The organism is Bacillus sp. 22446 (genome assembly GCF_052044955.1).
Taxonomy (GTDB): Bacteria; Bacillota; Bacilli; order Bacillales; family Bacillaceae; genus Bacillus; species Bacillus altitudinis.
On record NZ_JBQEOD010000003.1, the window covers coordinates 30,515 to 46,083 of the forward strand.

Consider the following 15,569-nt stretch of genomic DNA (forward strand, 5'->3'; position numbering starts at 1 on the left):
TCATAGAGCTTTTTTCTCTCTCATTCTCCCTCCATGTTATAATAAACACAGTTTATGAACGAGAGGATATGCAGGACATGAAAAATGAACCTATTGAGTTACTGACACAGCCGACATGGCGAATCATAGATCAATCGAGCCTTGGACTCTATGTAGATCCAAAGCAATCTTTTGCGATGGATGATACGCTTTGTGCGTCGGTCGGGAAAGGACTCTCACCAGCGACAGCGCGTTCTTGGGTGCACCACAATACGATCGTTCTTGGGATTCAGGATACAAGACTTCCATTTCTCCAAGATGGTGTAAAGCTTCTTGAGGAAGAGGGATATCGCGTGATTGTACGCAATTCAGGCGGTCTTGCTGTTGTGCTGGATGAAGGCGTACTAAATGTGTCTTTAATCTTTGCGGAACAAAAGAAGGGCATTGATATTGACCGAGGATATGATGCGATGGTGGAATTGATCCGCCGGATGCTGTCGATGTATGAGGTGGACATTGAAGCCTATGAAATTGTCGGCTCTTACTGTCCAGGTAGCTACGATTTGAGCATCAATGGAAAGAAATTTGCCGGCATTTCTCAGCGTAGATTACGCGGGGGGGTCGCTGTGCAAATCTATTTGTGTGCAGATGGAAGCGGCCGGGAACGAGCTGATTTGATTCGCCGTTTTTATGAGGCGGCCTTAAAGGATAAACGGCATGAGGTGAAAGCGGTATTCCCTGATATACAGCCTGATACGATGGCATCCCTATCAGAATTAACTGGAAAACCCATTGACTGTGCGCTTCTCATGCGTCTTTTACTAGAAGAACTTCAAAAGCTGAGCGAGCAACTGACCGCTTCAGGGTTGACCACCGAGGAACAACTGGAGTTTGAGAAAAACATGACGCGGATGATTGAGCGGAATGAGAAAGTGTTCTCGTAAACATATCTTTCCATCTTAAAAATAAGGGTGATGTAATGGAAACGAAACTTCTGAAAGCGATTGAACTTCGAGAAAGTGGACAACTTCAAGAATCCAATGACATGCTCATCCGTCTTGTAGAAAAGTATCCAAATCATGCCTCCATTCACTATCAATGTGCTTGGAGTTATGATGTGTTAGGGAAGGAAAAACAAGCTGTCTTTTTTTATGAGAGGGCGCTTGAGCTAGGTTTGTCTTCAGAAGAAAGAGAAGATGCTTTTTTAGGATTAGGAAGTACATACAGAACCTTAGGGGAATATGAAAAGTCAAAACAGATATTCCTCCATGCGATGGAAGCTTATCCGCATAATAAAGCCATTCAAACGTTTTATGCCATGACTTTGTATAATTTAAATGAACATAGCAAAGCAATGGAAATATTACTGAACTGTTTAACTGAGACGACAAACGATCCTGCTATTTTGAGTTATCGAAAGGCCATTGACTTTTATTCAAATCAGTTAGATCGATTGTGGAAATGATTTATATAGACATGGAGGGGCAATGTAATGGAAGAATCCCCTCCTTTGCTATGACATTTTATATGAGATAGTCCTTTATGACATAAGAAAGAAGGAAAATGTTTTGTCATTCATCACCACGTATTACCCGCTGTTTATGCTTTGTATTTTGTCTCTTTTGTATATGATATATCGTATCCAGCCAATGGCTTCTACTGTGAAAAAAATCATCATTGTGCTATGTGTGTTAACAAATGCTGCCTATATTTGCTGGCGTCTCTTCTTTACATTGCCGCATGAAGGTACTTTTAATATTGTCATGGGCATTTTGCTTGTTGCCTGTGAATGCATTGGGTTTATCCAGCTGCTTGTGTTTTATACACTTGTTTGGAAGCCTTCAAATCGGAAACAAGTCATGATCAGTGATCTTGAAAGGCTGCCAACAGTTGATATTTTCATAGCTACATATAATGAACCGATTGAGGTGCTGAAACGCACTGTTGCAGGTTGTTTGAATCTCTCTTATCCGAAGGAAAGCGTTCAAATTTATTTATGTGATGATGGCAATAGGGAAGCTGTAGAGCAGCTTGCTTCTGAGTTTGGTGTTCATTATCTGACAAGAACAGATAACAGATTTGCTAAGGCAGGTAATTTAAATCATGCGATGTCTCAAACGGATGGAGAGCTGATTCTGACACTTGATGCAGATATGGTCCCTCTTCCTTCCTTTTTAGAAAAAACAGTGCCCTATTTTCATGATGGAGCAACTGCGTTTGTTCAAGTTCCACAGGCGTTTTATAACGAAGATCCTTTCCAATATAATATGTTCTCGAAAGATCGAATTCCAAATGAGCAGGACTTCTTCATGCAAACTCTCCAAGCTGGTAAGGATCGGTTTAATGCCGTCATGTATGTTGGGAGTAATACGGTATTTAGAAGAACGGCATTAGATGAAATTGGCGGATTTGCTACTGGAGTGATTACAGAAGACATGGCAACAGGAATGCTTCTCCAGGGGAAATTCAAATCTGTGTCTGTCGGAGAAGTATTAGCCGTCGGTCTGGCACCTGAAAGCTGGCTTGATCTGTTAAAGCAGAGAGATCGCTGGTCGAGAGGGAACATTCAGTGTGCCCGTAAGTTTAATCCTTTGAAGGTGCGCGGCTTAACGATTATGCAGCGCGTTCTTTATTTAGATGGCATTGTGTATTGGTTTAACGGTTTGTTTAAAATGATTTATATTCTCACACCGATTTTGTTTTTATTGTTTGGTATTCAAAGTTTCTGGGCAGATTTCCAGTCCGTTTTCATGTTTTGGCTGCCGGCGTTCTTTAGCTCGTATTTAGCATTTAAACTTGTGTCGAATCAAAAAAGAAGTATGTTTTGGAGTCATATTTATGAAAGTTCAATGGCATTCCACTTAGCTGGTGTGGCACTCAGTGAACTGTTCTTGAAGAAACGTGTTGAATTTCTGGTGACACCGAAGGGAATTCAAACGGACAAAAGGCATTTTCATTTGAAAACGATGATTCCCCATCTGATCTTCTTGCTGCTCTCATTGCTTGCCCTTGTGAAAATAGGTTACGATGTGAAGGTAAATGGGACGATGAACGCTGATCTCATGTTGATTAATATTTTTTGGGTGCTTTATAACGGTGCAGGCTTATTCATGGCACTGCTTGTGGCGTTTGATCGTCCGCGTTATCGGAAATCAGAGCGATTTGTCATTGAAAAAGAGGGGCATCTTCGTTCTGATCATCAAGATCAGTCTATTGCTTGTTTTCTACTAGATATGAGTGATTCAGGTGCGCGTCTATCCATTCCATTGGACCAAGCGTCTTCTCTATATCAAGGACAAACGCAATTGTTTTTTTCAGAGAATGAAAGCGTGTCGTGTGATGTGGTTTGGAGCTATCCAGAGGGAGACAAGCTGATGGTTGGTGTTGCTTTTACTGACACACAAAAATCAGAGTATTTATCACTGATCCGTTTCTTATTCACACGAGAGCATGTAGCGATGACGGATCGTGAGAAAAAATCGTATGCCGTTCGGACGTTTCTCCGCTTTTTAAGAGAAACGGAGAAGGTACCAAAGGCTCTGCGTCGCAAATGGATGAGAAGGCCATTGCAAGGTGTGACAGGCACGATCGCCTATGAGGACAGACTAGAAGAGAAGGTGCCGGTGATCATACATGATATCAGTTTATCTGGGTGCAAAATTGAGTTTGAAGATTCAATTGAATTAAATGGGAAAGTGCTGATCACCATTGACACAGAATCTCTAACGGATCAGCCGGCGATTGCGATTTGGACATCACAAAAACGTAGACGTACAATGGCCGGACTCAAGTTTGTTCAGCCTGAAATCAAGCAGATAGAAGAAAGAGAGGGAGTGGTTTCTTGAAATCCAAAAATGGCGGTTATCTCTATTTATTATGGCTTCCTGTCATCATAGGAGCCGGCTACTGCATTTCGCTTTTCGTGCCGTTTCTTCAACCTGTACTGACGCTTGGTATCGCAGGGCTTTATATTTTTATCTTTGGTGATTTTCAGGTGAGGCAAGTTAGGTATATTTTTATGTTCGTCTTCTTGATCAATGTCCTTTTTAGTGTGATGCTATTTTTGGATATTTAAAAAAGTGCTTCCCGCAGGTGGGGAGCACTTTTTGGTTATTCAGCCATTTTTTCAAGGTTGCCGTTCCGGTCCATTTTAAAGGTTGGTGCGGCACTGTCGTCCTCTTCAAACAAAACTAGTTTTCTTGCACGGTTCATGATTTTGACGAGTGTTTCATAATCTTCTTGAATGGTGAGCTGATCCTTTTCAAGCTTTTTCACTTCAGCTTCTAGTTGAGCCACTTTATGTGAAAGTTCGTTGTTTTCTCGTTTTAACCGGCTGTTTTCCATCCGTAAGGCAGAGGATTGCTGTCCATCGCCTTCATAGCGGCGTAAGAAATCAATGATATCCTCAATGGTTAACTCTTGGCGCTGCCCAAATGGATTGGATTCTGGCTTTTTCTCTGTCACTTGAGAAGCCTGTGACAATAAATGTGATAAACTAGCTAACTCTTCATTGTAGCTTTGATCCACAAACTGAAGCTGGTCGGCTGTTTCGGCTGCAGATGCAAACGTTTCTTCTTGCGCAGGTTCCAGTTCTTGAGAGAACTCTTCCTGTGTGATCGTTTCTTCAACTTGCGGCTGATAGAGCAAACGTTTTTTCGCAGGTTGTCCATTGCCGAGTGCACGCATGCGTTGTTTACGCTGTTTTTTGGCAAGTGCCAATGCTTTTTCATATTGATGCCGCACGACAGCATTCCATCTAAATCCGCATGCCGCTGAGGTACGGTTTAGCTTGTCTCCAACTTCTTCAAATGCGTTCAGCTGTGTACTGCCCTCTCTGACGTGACGTAAGACGGTTTCTGCCAGAAGGAGATCATTTTCCTCTGACCAAGCATCTTGTCTTTGTTTTGACATGTGTTTAAACCCCCATAAGATTTGATGGTATTAGATTAGCCAAGTTGAAGAAGGTTTATACAAGTTTGCTAAAAGGATAGTGGAAAATACTAGCTTTTATGTGAATACGTCTCTGTGCTGACAATGCTTCTTGCAACTCCAGTCGCTTCGATGTACAATGTTGGGTGGTATATTATTCACTCTTAGTTGTCCAACTGTTTCATATAGAATGAAGTTTCATCATTGAAAGGAAGCGTAAGAACATGGCTAATGAGTTTCGCGTATGTGACGATTGTGATGCGACGAACCTAAAAACGTTATTGCCTCGACTTAAATCGGTTGACCCTGATGCAAAAATTGAGATTGGCTGTCAATCGTATTGCGGTCCAGGACGAAAAAAGGCTTTTGCGTTTGTGAACAATCGCCCATTATCCGCACCAACAGAAGATGAGTTACTCGAAAAGGTTCAAAAAAAAGTCAAATAAATGTCACTGAATGTGTTCAGTCGACCTAAAAAGAGGTCCGTCCCTGTCAGGTCGGGCTTTTTACGTCCGTTCAATCTATGAGAACACATTCGCCAGCAAATTCAAGGATGTTTTCGGGAAAAGTTACCCGATATAATAGAAACACGTCTTAAAAAAAGAGGGACGAAACGATGGCGTATCCAAAAGGGAAATTATCCGAAGAAAAGGTATTTAAAGATCCTGTGCACCGCTATGTTCACGTACGGGATGCATTGATATGGGATTTAATCGGAACGAGAGAGTTCCAGCGCCTTAGACGAATTAAACAGCTAGGCACCACTTATTTAACGTTTCATGGGGCAGAACACAGCCGATTTAATCATTCACTCGGTGTATACGAGATTGTCAGACGAATTGTGGATGATGTGTTTAAAGGAAGACCCGAATGGGATGAAGGGGAGCGTGAGCTTGTACTGAGTGCCGCCCTGCTTCATGACCTTGGACATGGTCCGTTTTCTCATTCCTTTGAAAAGGTCTTTCATTTAGATCATGAATCGTTTACAAGAGATATCATTTTAGGGCAGACGGAAGTAAATGAAGTGCTGCGCCGGGTCAGTGACGATTTTCCAAAGCATGTAGCAGAAGTCATTGCCAAAACGTATCAAAACAAACAGGTGGTCAGTTTGATTTCAAGTCAAATTGATGCCGACCGAATGGATTACTTGCAGCGTGATGCTTACTATACAGGCGTCAGCTATGGTCACTTTGATATGGAACGTATTTTACGCGTGATGCGTCCAAGAGAAGATCAGATTGTGATGAAACAGAGCGGAATGCATGCCGTAGAGGATTATATTATGAGCCGCTATCAAATGTACTGGCAAGTGTATTTCCACCCAGTGACCCGCAGCGCGGAGGTCATTTTAACAAAAATCCTCCATCGTGCAAAAGAGCTGCATGAAACTGGCTACATTTTTACACATGCCCCGGTTCATTTTTATTCAATTTTTGAAGGAAATGTCACCACAGAGGACTATATTAAGCTGGATGAATCCATTGTCTTATTTTATTTTCAGGCGTGGGAAGATGAAGAAGATCACGTGCTGGCTGATTTGTGCCGCCGTTTTATGAACCGCCGTTTATTCCAATATACAGAGTTTAATCCAAACGAAGAAATGACGAAATATTTCAAGCTGACGGCTTTGTTCAAAGAAGCAGGAATTGATCCTGACTATTATTTAGTGGTCGATTCTTCCTCTGATTTGCCTTATGACTTTTATAGACCGGGCGAAGAAGAAGAGCGGCTGCCGATCCACCTTTTGACGCAAAGTGGTCATATTAAAGAACTGTCGAGACAGTCAGATATTGTTGACGCCATTTCCGGTAAACGAAGAACCGATCATAAACTTTATTTCCCGATGGACTTAATTGTAGATATGTCGGAAAAAGCTGAAGAAAAGAAGGCGATCATGAAGCTGCTTGGATTGGGATAAGGAAGTACTGAAAAAGGAGATGTCGGGAATTTGTTGAAAGAGCATGCAAAGTTGATGAAGGTGTTCTCTGAATCTGGGGAAATCGTTGGACGGAAGAAGCTGCAAAAAATGATTTACATAGCAAAAAAGCTAGATTTGCCTTTTTACGAGAAATACGATTTTCATTTTTATGGCCCCTATTCAGAGGAGTTGACGCTCAGAATTGAAGAGCTGTGCAACCTTGGATTCTTGGACGAAATGAAGGAAAAAAAGGGCGGATACTATCAATATCGCTATTCGCTGACGGACAATGGGAAAGAGTTTCTCGATCAGTGTGAAGTGGACATGCCTGACCTCAAAGTGCTGACGCAGCAGATGAATGAGCAATCGTCTCGTTTTCTAGAGCTTGTCTCAACGATTTTATACTTTGATGATCTGCCAAAAGATGAGGTAAAGGAAAAGGTCTTCACCATTAAAAGCAAGCAGCGCTATACGGACGAAGAATTTGAGGCAGCCCTTGCTTATATTGATCAGTTGAAGGAATTGAACTAACGACAAGAACCAGTTTGTGATAGCCAATGGCTAGAACAGACTGGTTTTTATTTTGCACGCATATAGAAACAGAAACAAGTCGACCTCATGGATCGACTTGTTTTTTAGGAATGATGATAAGAAAATCTTGCTAAAAATTGTTTTGTCCGTTCTTCTTTCGTCTGTTCAAAGACTTCTTCTGGTGTGCCTGATTCGACAATCACACCATCTTCCATGAAAATGACCCTGTCGGCAATATCATAGGCAAAGCTCATCTCATGCGTGACGATGATCATGGTGACGCCTGTTTGTGCCACTTGTTTAATGACGTCAAGTGTTTCACCTACAAGCTCGGGATCTAAAGCGGAGGTCGGCTCATCAAACAAAATGACCTCCGGATTCAATGCAAGTGCTCTTGCAATGCCTACTCGCTGCTGCTGTCCGCCAGATAATTGATGCGGATAGGCATCTTTTTTCTCTAGTAACCCTACTTTTTTGAGCAATTGGAGTGCTGTGTCATAGGCTTGGTCTTTCGGTTGTTTACGGGCAATGACTAAGCCTTCCATGACATTCTCAATTGCTGTTTTATGAATAAACAGGTCGTATTGCTGAAAGACCATGGCTGTTTTTCTGCGAATTGCTAGAATGTCTTTCGGTTTTGCTTGATTGAATGTGACAGTGGTGTGATGAATGCTGATCTCGCCTTGATCCGCACGCTCAAGAAAATTTAAGCATCTGAGAAATGTTGATTTCCCAGAGCCGCTCGGTCCTAAAATGACAACGACTTCGCCTTTTTCTACCGTTAAATCAATTCCCTTTAGAATTTGGTTTTGACCGAATGCTTTATGCACTTGTTTGATGTGAATCATGCGAACCGCCCCCTTTTACTTTTGTGTACATATTTCTCATATCCAGCAGTGATGGCTTCAATAGAGGCACACAAAGCCCAGTAAATAAGGGCAACAGCAATGTATGCTTCAAGATAACGGTAATTCACATTGGCTTTGATTAAAGCGCCGTTTAAAATATCGACCACAGATACCATAGAGACGAGAGAAGAGGCTTTGATTAAACTGATGAGCATGTTGTTCAGTAAAGGAAGAGAGATGGGAAAGACTTGTGGAATGATCACTCTTCGCAACACCTGCCTGCCTGTGAAACCAACGGATAGAGCGGCATCAAATTGACCCTTTGGGATGGACGCAAGAGAGCTTCGAAATATCTCTGATAACCCGCTGACGGCATATAAAGAAAGGGCGAAAATGGCAATCCATCGTCTATCTAAATCGCTAAAACGGATGGGCAGCGAAAGAGATGCAGCCAATTGATCGAGCGAATCGGAAAAAATAAGATAAGATACGAGCAAAATTAATACAACAGGAATGGCTTTAAAAATCGCCACAAACCATTTGAACAATGGAGACAATACAGGCACTTGATAAAAACGGATAAGGGCAATACCAAAGCCACAGATGGAGCCGAATACTAGCGGAAGAAAGCCTAATAGCAGCGTCGTTGGCAAATAATGAAGTGCGGCTACAAAGGCCTGAAACATAAAAGCAACGTCAAAATCCACTCAGATCGCTCCTTTCTTATGATGTAGTAAAGTCTCCGCCCAATATTTTTTTAGACAATTCAGCGAGCTTGCCGTTATCAATCAGTTTTTGCAGGGCTTGATCAATGTCCTTTTGAAGTTTTGTATTGTTTTTTTGGTATAAATAATACGTTTTAGATACGTTTACAGGCTTTCCGGATGTCACAAGATGAGCATTGAACTGTTTGTTTAGCTTATTGACGTCATACTTTGTGAGTAAGGCAGCATCGACCGTGCCATTCTGCAGGTTTTTGACTAAAATTTCGTTCCCGCCATCCCCGTAGACAATGTCAATTTTCCGATCATGCTTTGCGTTATATTGCTCTAGCAGATAAGCGAAATTACTTCCTGTAGAGGTGTGCACTTTGTGTCCAGCTAAATCGTCCAGGCTTTGAAAGTCATGACCGGATGCTTTATTCACCACCACATAGCTTGTATAATCTGTGTAGCCAACTTTTCCAAATAGATATTTCTTCTGACGCTCGTCATTGATTTCATATTGGTGTGCAGCGAGATCAACTTTACCGGCATCTAAAGCAGGCAGAATATTTTTAAACTCAAAGGATTCATATTTAAACTTATATTGTGGCAGCAGCTGATCCACTTCATCTAATACAGCCTTCTCGTAGCCTGTTAATTTGCCGTTTTCATCTAAGTAAACGAAGGGTTGATAGGCGTTCCCTGTCCCGATGACGATTTCTTTTGCATCTGGGTCATTATTGTTTGCTTCTGCTTTGATTTCATCCGATTGCTCATTATTTCCGCAGGCGGCAAGGAGCAATGAACCAAGTAGAAGCAGGCCGATGATGTAATGATTACTGAATATTCTGTTATTTTTCATGTAAATTCCTCCTCAGTTTATTTTGCACGTTTTTCTACAGTAAAGGCCGCTTCGGCTCTTTTTAAGGGAAGCAATGCCGTCTGACGCTGTTTTTTTGTTTTCGGTGTATTGATCCGTTTTTCCAATAGGTCAAATGATTTTTCTAACACCATACTTAAAATGATAAATATAACGGCAGCAATAAAGTATCCTTCTAATACGCGATAGTATAAAGCCCCTAATGTTTGAACCTTTCCGATCATGTCCATCACACCTAATGTAAAGGCGAGGGAGGTATTTTGTAATAAGTTGACAATGGCCACGCCGATATTAGGAAGGGCGATTCTCCCTGCTTGAGGAATAAGCGTTCTTCTATAAATCTGCCATTTCGTCAGTCCAATCGAGGCGGCCGCTTCATATTGAGATGCTGGGACACTCGATAGGGCAGATCGGAATATTTCTGAAAAATACCCAGCTGTATTGAGTCCATATGTAATATACAGAAAGATCAATTTGTTCCACATGGAGATATCAAGCCCTATTGTTGCAAGCACACCAGGCAGGCCATAAAACACAATAAACATTTGAACAAGGATAGGTGTTCCACGAATAAATGAGACATAAATTGCACTGAGCTGATGCAGGATGGGAATACGCTCAATTCGAAAATAAGCAAGAATGAATCCAAGAAAACTGCCAATCAAAGTGGCAAATAAAACGATCAGTAAGGTTGTTGGAAGGGCTGACAATACTTTAGGGAAGAGTGTGACGACATACTCCCATTTGAAAAACTCCCCCATGTTGAATCACCTCCTATGTTGAAGTCGTTTGGACTTTTTCTTCTGAGGGCGGTGCGCCTAATATGGCGGCATCGAACCGTTCAGGGATGAGGACTTTATACATTAATACACCTAAGTCGCCATTATCGGCTTCACGTTCAATATATGCTGTATAGCCTTTTCGTTCGTACATCTCTAGAAGCCAGGGGTGTTTCCGGCCAGAAGTACCCAGTGTGTATGCTGGTGCTTTAAATGTCTGCCGGAGCAAGGTGTTTTCTACATAATCGAGCAGCTTATTTCCGATCCCTTGACCGGCTAAATCAGGAGCTGTGGCAAACCACCAAACAAATGGATAGCCTGAAACCGGTTGAGTGCTCTCCCATGGAAAACGTATGGTGATGGTTGATATGAGCCGCCCGTCTCGTTCTAACACAACAGCAACGGATTGTTTGATGTTTTCTGTGACCATTTCAAGTGTGGCGTTCGTGGATGGCCAATCAATGCCCATTTCTCCAAGCGGTTTAAATGCACTGGACAGCAATTCTAGAAAAGCCGGTGCATCTTCTTCGGTAGCGATGCGAAAAATATCTCGACTCATGACAAACCTCCAATCAAAAGGGTAGTGTGTAATGTCAGCTCAACGCTTTTCGTAAAGCATCGATATCTGGATTCAGCAATGCTTGATACACGTGGGGATCACGGCTGATTTCTACTACTGGCACGTAACGGACGCCGTATTTTTCTTCTAAAATATTTCTGTAATGATCATGTTCTGTTACATCAATGGTTGAATAAGTAATGTGCTGTTCGTTGAAATAGGACTGAATGTCCTGACAATAGCTGCATCCATTTTTGCTCCATAAAATGATTTTTTGATTATTTGACATTAGACGCTCACCTCTTGGTTTATTTGGTTTTTGGCTGTTAGTTCATGATCAAATGCTTCTTTTAATAATGTGATAGACGCTATTCTTGCCTCAATGTCTACAATCGGAGATAGCACAATGAACTCATTGATATCATATGTCTCGGCTAGTTCAGTCAGCCGGCGATGAACGGTTTCTTTTGTGCCAGCGGTATAACCGGTTTTTTGAACGTGAATGTTGTAGTGTTCCTTGTTTGTTCCTTTCACCAGCTTTTCTGCATCTTCTAGTGACGTCACATTAAGCTTTCTTCCATCGGAAAAGGAGACCTTTACTGTTTCCTTTTGCTTGATGTACGAGAGGGCTTGTTCGTGGTCTTCTGCTATAGATACGGTGATGGCGAGAAGAAATTGCTGGTGCGTGTTCTGTGTCTTGAATTTTTGAAAAGTCTCTCTTGCTTCTTTTAATAATGCGTCATCCCCGTTAATAAAATAGGCAAACACAAAGGATATCCCAAGTTTTGCTGCGAATTCCGCGCTCTCAATACTGCCGCCTAGAAGGAACATGTCGGGTGATACGCTAGGAATTGGCTGAGCATTTAATTCATTTGCTTGTTCAGTAAGATACGTTTTGAGATCCACTAATTTTTGAGAAAAGTCTTTCCGTGACGCTTGATAATCTTCCTGAAGCGCTTGTGTCGAGAGGTTCAACCCTCCCGGTGCTTTCCCAACGCCTAAATCGACTCTGCCAGGCGCTAGTGATGCCAATACATGAAATGTTTCAGCCACCTTAAACGGGCTGTAATGCTGAAGCATGACACCGCCAGACCCAATTCGCAAATGGTTCGTTTTTGCTAAAAGATAACCAGCGAGGGCTTCAGGGGATGATCCTGCCACTTGAGAATTATTGTGATGTTCAGACACCCAAAACCTGTGATAACCAAGCTGATCTGCTGCTTCAGCCAATCTGACAGTATGCTGAATACCGGTCTCTGCTTTCTCGTTTTCACTGACGAGGCTTTGATCAAGAATACTAAGGGTGAGCGACATTGGCTGTTCCTCCTATTAGACTTTGATATTGAGATAGTGCGAGATTTAATCTGTTTGTGGCATCTGGATCAAGCACATAGCTATCTGAATCCTGCTTTGTGACCTGTTGATCGACAACATACACGCCAGATTGAACGACGGTTGCACCGAGTTGATGAATGATAGGTTTAAGTGCATATTCAATGACGAGCAAATGTCCGTATGTTCCTCCTAAAACACAGGGAAGAACGGGTTTCCCTTGTAACGCTTTCTGGGGGAGTAGATCTAAAAAAGTTTTTAAAATACCGGAAAAAGACGCTTTGTAGACAGGTGTTAACACAATGACACCGTCGCTCTCATTCACAAGCTCAATGGCTTTGACAATGTCTTCGTTTGAAAAATCTGCTCCTATTAAGGCACTGCTAGGAAGCTGGTGGACTTGAATGACATGAACATCAATCCCATGTAACGCCAAACGATGATGGATATGTTGCAGGACACCGGTTAACCGAGATTGGACGGAATGCCCGCCTGCTATAATCGTTACTTTTGCCAATTCATCTCCTCCATTTCTGATAATTCCTCCTAAACAACTTGGAATAGTTGATAATATAAATTATAATAAGGCAAACCAATAGAAAAGTATAATTAGTAATCATAAATACACGATTCAGATATTTAAAATATAGGGAGAAGAGGGGTTTTCATGGAGATTCGAGCGATACGCACCTTTGCCACGATCGTGAAATACGGAAATTTTTTAAAAGCAGCAGAAGCGCTGAATTATTCTCAGCCAACCATCACTTTGCACATCAAACATTTAGAAGAGGAAATTGGAGAGAAGCTTCTAGAAAGAGGGAAGACCTTAAAGTTAACAGCATCAGGACAGCTTTTTTATGAAAGAGCCAATTCTTTACTCAATGAATATGAGAAATTGACGAAAACACTCCAAGATTTAGAAGTGGGCATTGCGGGGTTCATTCGCATCGGTGTTTCTGAGCCTACAGCCAGCTTAGAATTTCCTGCACTTATTGCAGAATTCAAGGAAAGGTTTCCTAATGTAGAATTTTCTGTGCAAGTAGCGGATGCGAATACGTTGAGTTCCTTACTTTCTCATGATGAGATTGATTTTGCGATTTGCGGAGCACCAGAAGCTTCGATGGAGAATAGCTATAAGCCTCTTTTTCAAGATGATATCGTGCTGCTCGTCCCGTCTTCCCATCGATTAGCGGAAAAAGGGGTAGTGGAGGTGACAGATTTAAAGGATGAGACCATTTTATTCACGCCACACAATTGCCCCATCCGTATTCAAATTGAACAACAAATCGTCGATGTCATTGGGACCAATTACAATAAGTTAGAGATTACGAGCAGCATGTCCCATAAACATTATGTTCAGGCTGGATTAGGTGTCTCTCTTTTTACACGAACTGCTCATTCCTTTACCCTTCCAGGCACAAAGGTATTAGAAATAAAGGGCATTCATGTTTCCCCGCCAGTTGGTCTATTGAGGAAAACAAATGATTCGCCAGGAAGAGCCGTACTTCAATTCATTGATCTCATCGAAAATCGACTTCATCAACCAACATGAAAAGAGGGGTAGCCTTTGAGCTAACCCCTCTTTTCATGTTTATTTCACGGTTTGTTTAAGAAACTGATTTTTCTTAATAGGCAGACCCAAATTTTCACGAAGGGTATGAGCTGGATAATTCGGGTCGTAATATCCTCTTTCTACTAATATCGGAATGACGTGTTCCGTCCATTCAGATAAACCGCTTGCTAGAATAGGCGCGCCAAAAATAAATCCATCTGCGGCATCTTCTTCGATCCATTGGATCAGCTGGTCTGCCACTTGTTCATAAGTTCCGAAAAAAGCACTTTTGGGAGTGGTCACTCGTAGAGCGACTTCTCTTAAGGTCAAGTTTTGTTCTTTCGCCATTTTTTTAATCGATTCTGTTGTGGATTGAAAGCTGTTTGAACCGGCATCACCGATATCAGGAAATGGCTCATCAAGTGGAAATTGACTGAAGTCCAAGTGATCAAAGAACCTGCCCAGGTAATGAAGGGCTTCTTCAATAGAAACCAGATGTTGAATGGCTTCATATTTTTCTTCTGCTTCTTCGACTGTTCTCCCTGTAATCGGGTGGATGCCAGGGAAAATTTTGATATCAGCTGGATTTCTGCCCAGCGCTGCGGCTCTATTTTTCACGTCGCGGTAATATGCTTTCGCCTTCTCAAGTGAGTCTGCATTCGTAAATACTGCGTCCGCTTCTTTTGCGGCTAGATCCTTTCCTGCCTCTGACGCACCTGCCTGAAAAATCACGGGCTGACCTTGTTCAGATCGTTCGATATTCAAAGGACCTTTGACAGAAAAGTGTTTGCCATGATGGTTTAATGTGTGCAGTTTATCCCGATCGAAGAAAACCCCTGTTGATCGATCTCTTATAAAAGCATCTTCTTCCCATGAGCTCCATAGGCCGTTCACTACTTTTAAGTATTCTTCTGCAATTTCATATCGAAGTGAATGGCTTGGATGCGGACGAATGATGTGATTTTCAGCAGAGCCTTCAAGTGGGGAAGTCACAACATTCCATCCGGCCCGGCCTTTACTTAATTTATCTAGGGATGCGAATTGCCGTGCAATGGTAAAGGGCTCACTGTAAGAAGTGGATACGGTGCCCACAAGTCCAATCTGTTTCGTGACCGCTGCAAGAGCGGATAAGATGGTTAATGGTTCAAATCGGTTCAAGAAATGAGGAATTGAATGTTCATGAATATATAAGCCATCTGCGACAAAGACAAAACGGAAACCCGCTGCTTCTGCCTTTTTTGTCATTGCTTGATAATAATCAATGTTCACACTTGCATCTGATGGAACGGATTCATCCTTCCATGCATTCATATGACCTCCTGGACCATGTAACATTAATCCAAATTGTATGTGCTTGTTTTCAGACATGTGGATCGTCCCTTCTGTTTTGAAGTAGCATTGTTTTTATGTTCTTTATCATAAGGGAGAATCGCAAAGAAGTATAATTCGTATCAGTAAAGTCTGAATTTATCTTTTCTAATATCAATTTTTGCTTCTTTATATGGTGTGGCTGGGTCTATGACATCATTTTAGGAAAAGGCGGATGATTACTATGTAA

18 protein-coding genes are annotated in these 15,569 nt (G+C 41.9%); 8 read left to right on the forward strand and 10 right to left on the reverse strand.

Features of this window, described 5'->3' with window-relative positions:
- The first annotated feature begins 77 nt into the window (after window positions 1-77).
- The 4 genes from ACTJJD_RS07480 (at window position 78) to ACTJJD_RS07495 (ending at window position 4,054) form a co-directional block, all read left to right on the forward strand.
- Window positions 78-923 (forward strand): lipoate--protein ligase family protein, encoded by an 846-nt coding sequence (locus ACTJJD_RS07480; protein ID WP_035702395.1) that lies wholly within the window; start codon window positions 78-80, stop codon window positions 921-923.
- A gap of 35 nt (window positions 924-958) precedes the next feature.
- Window positions 959-1,444 (forward strand): tetratricopeptide repeat protein, encoded by a 486-nt coding sequence (locus ACTJJD_RS07485; RefSeq protein ID WP_440608260.1) that lies wholly within the window; start codon window positions 959-961, stop codon window positions 1,442-1,444.
- Between the two features lie 103 nt (window positions 1,445-1,547).
- Complete coding sequence (locus tag ACTJJD_RS07490; protein ID WP_440608261.1) at window positions 1,548-3,824, forward strand: glycosyltransferase; 2,277 nt, start codon at window positions 1,548-1,550, stop codon at window positions 3,822-3,824.
- Window positions 3,821-4,054, forward strand: coding sequence for a DUF5970 family protein (locus ACTJJD_RS07495; RefSeq protein ID WP_050826704.1), 234 nt, complete (start codon window positions 3,821-3,823; stop codon window positions 4,052-4,054). Before ACTJJD_RS07490 ends, ACTJJD_RS07495 begins: the two co-directional genes overlap by 4 nt.
- A gap of 35 nt (window positions 4,055-4,089) precedes the next feature.
- On the opposite strand, the gene ACTJJD_RS07500 is transcribed toward ACTJJD_RS07495, so the two are convergent.
- On the reverse strand, window positions 4,090-4,890 hold the full coding sequence (locus ACTJJD_RS07500; protein WP_440608262.1) for an RsfA family transcriptional regulator: 801 nt from the start codon (window positions 4,888-4,890) through the stop codon (window positions 4,090-4,092).
- Between the two features lie 242 nt (window positions 4,891-5,132).
- Between ACTJJD_RS07500 and ACTJJD_RS07505 the strand changes: the two genes are divergently transcribed.
- The 3 genes from ACTJJD_RS07505 to ACTJJD_RS07515 all read left to right on the forward strand — a co-directional run bounded on the left by ACTJJD_RS07505 (window position 5,133) and on the right by ACTJJD_RS07515 (window position 7,357).
- Window positions 5,133-5,354, forward strand: coding sequence for a DUF1450 domain-containing protein (locus ACTJJD_RS07505; RefSeq protein WP_003215259.1), 222 nt, complete (start codon window positions 5,133-5,135; stop codon window positions 5,352-5,354).
- Between the two features lie 170 nt (window positions 5,355-5,524).
- Window positions 5,525-6,826 (forward strand): HD domain-containing protein, encoded by a 1,302-nt coding sequence (locus tag ACTJJD_RS07510; protein ID WP_007497716.1) that lies wholly within the window; start codon window positions 5,525-5,527, stop codon window positions 6,824-6,826.
- A gap of 30 nt (window positions 6,827-6,856) precedes the next feature.
- Window positions 6,857-7,357, forward strand: a complete 501-nt coding sequence (locus ACTJJD_RS07515; protein ID WP_007497715.1) for a YwgA family protein — start codon at window positions 6,857-6,859, stop codon at window positions 7,355-7,357.
- Between the two features lie 104 nt (window positions 7,358-7,461).
- On the opposite strand, the gene ACTJJD_RS07520 is transcribed toward ACTJJD_RS07515, so the two are convergent.
- From ACTJJD_RS07520 to ssuE, 8 genes are read right to left on the reverse strand one after another with little or no spacing between them, the layout of a single operon-like run.
- Window positions 7,462-8,205 (reverse strand): amino acid ABC transporter ATP-binding protein, encoded by a 744-nt coding sequence (locus ACTJJD_RS07520; RefSeq protein ID WP_008343551.1) that lies wholly within the window; start codon window positions 8,203-8,205, stop codon window positions 7,462-7,464.
- On the reverse strand, window positions 8,202-8,912 hold the full coding sequence (locus ACTJJD_RS07525; protein ID WP_082114267.1) for an amino acid ABC transporter permease: 711 nt from the start codon (window positions 8,910-8,912) through the stop codon (window positions 8,202-8,204). The genes ACTJJD_RS07520 and ACTJJD_RS07525 overlap by 4 nt, the downstream gene beginning before the upstream one ends.
- Before the next feature lie 16 nt (window positions 8,913-8,928).
- Complete coding sequence (locus ACTJJD_RS07530) at window positions 8,929-9,771, reverse strand: transporter substrate-binding domain-containing protein (protein WP_008343547.1); 843 nt, start codon at window positions 9,769-9,771, stop codon at window positions 8,929-8,931.
- A gap of 17 nt (window positions 9,772-9,788) precedes the next feature.
- Window positions 9,789-10,550, reverse strand: a complete 762-nt coding sequence (locus ACTJJD_RS07535) for an amino acid ABC transporter permease (protein WP_008343545.1) — start codon at window positions 10,548-10,550, stop codon at window positions 9,789-9,791.
- A 13-nt stretch (window positions 10,551-10,563) separates the two neighbouring features.
- On the reverse strand, window positions 10,564-11,127 hold the full coding sequence (locus ACTJJD_RS07540; RefSeq protein WP_008343543.1) for a GNAT family N-acetyltransferase: 564 nt from the start codon (window positions 11,125-11,127) through the stop codon (window positions 10,564-10,566).
- A gap of 34 nt (window positions 11,128-11,161) precedes the next feature.
- Entirely contained in the window at window positions 11,162-11,416 is a 255-nt protein-coding gene (locus ACTJJD_RS07545; RefSeq protein WP_008343541.1) for a glutaredoxin family protein, read from the reverse strand.
- Complete coding sequence (locus tag ACTJJD_RS07550; protein ID WP_242731195.1) at window positions 11,416-12,441, reverse strand: LLM class flavin-dependent oxidoreductase; 1,026 nt, start codon at window positions 12,439-12,441, stop codon at window positions 11,416-11,418. Before ACTJJD_RS07550 ends, ACTJJD_RS07545 begins: the two co-directional genes overlap by 1 nt.
- Complete coding sequence (gene ssuE, locus ACTJJD_RS07555) at window positions 12,425-12,976, reverse strand: NADPH-dependent FMN reductase (RefSeq protein ID WP_017368239.1); 552 nt, start codon at window positions 12,974-12,976, stop codon at window positions 12,425-12,427. The genes ACTJJD_RS07550 and ssuE overlap by 17 nt, the downstream gene beginning before the upstream one ends.
- A gap of 150 nt (window positions 12,977-13,126) precedes the next feature.
- Here ssuE and ACTJJD_RS07560 point away from each other — a divergent pair, with 150 nt between their 5' ends.
- Window positions 13,127-14,011, forward strand: coding sequence for a LysR family transcriptional regulator (locus tag ACTJJD_RS07560; RefSeq protein WP_008343536.1), 885 nt, complete (start codon window positions 13,127-13,129; stop codon window positions 14,009-14,011).
- Between the two features lie 39 nt (window positions 14,012-14,050).
- Here the strand turns inward: ACTJJD_RS07560 and ACTJJD_RS07565 are convergent, their stop codons facing one another.
- Window positions 14,051-15,379 (reverse strand): LLM class flavin-dependent oxidoreductase, encoded by a 1,329-nt coding sequence (locus ACTJJD_RS07565; RefSeq protein WP_440600184.1) that lies wholly within the window; start codon window positions 15,377-15,379, stop codon window positions 14,051-14,053.
- Window positions 15,380-15,569: the final 190 nt, after the last annotated feature.

Coding starts and splice junctions, on each gene's coding strand:
- ACTJJD_RS07480 (WP_035702395.1), top strand. CDS start 78: ATGAAAAATGAACCTATTGAGTTACTGACACAGCCGACATGGCGAATC.
- ACTJJD_RS07485 (WP_440608260.1), top strand. CDS start 959: ATGGAAACGAAACTTCTGAAAGCGATTGAACTTCGAGAAAGTGGACAA.
- ACTJJD_RS07500 (WP_440608262.1), bottom strand. CDS start 4,890: ATGTCAAAACAAAGACAAGATGCTTGGTCAGAGGAAAATGATCTCCTT.
- ACTJJD_RS07505 (WP_003215259.1), top strand. CDS start 5,133: ATGGCTAATGAGTTTCGCGTATGTGACGATTGTGATGCGACGAACCTA.
- ACTJJD_RS07510 (WP_007497716.1), top strand. CDS start 5,525: ATGGCGTATCCAAAAGGGAAATTATCCGAAGAAAAGGTATTTAAAGAT.
- ACTJJD_RS07520 (WP_008343551.1), bottom strand. CDS start 8,205: ATGATTCACATCAAACAAGTGCATAAAGCATTCGGTCAAAACCAAATT.
- ACTJJD_RS07530 (WP_008343547.1), bottom strand. CDS start 9,771: ATGAAAAATAACAGAATATTCAGTAATCATTACATCATCGGCCTGCTT.
- ACTJJD_RS07535 (WP_008343545.1), bottom strand. CDS start 10,550: ATGGGGGAGTTTTTCAAATGGGAGTATGTCGTCACACTCTTCCCTAAA.
- ACTJJD_RS07540 (WP_008343543.1), bottom strand. CDS start 11,127: ATGAGTCGAGATATTTTTCGCATCGCTACCGAAGAAGATGCACCGGCT.
- ACTJJD_RS07545 (WP_008343541.1), bottom strand. CDS start 11,416: ATGTCAAATAATCAAAAAATCATTTTATGGAGCAAAAATGGATGCAGC.
- ACTJJD_RS07550 (WP_242731195.1), bottom strand. CDS start 12,441: ATGTCGCTCACCCTTAGTATTCTTGATCAAAGCCTCGTCAGTGAAAAC.
- ACTJJD_RS07560 (WP_008343536.1), top strand. CDS start 13,127: ATGGAGATTCGAGCGATACGCACCTTTGCCACGATCGTGAAATACGGA.
- ACTJJD_RS07565 (WP_440600184.1), bottom strand. CDS start 15,379: ATGTCTGAAAACAAGCACATACAATTTGGATTAATGTTACATGGTCCA.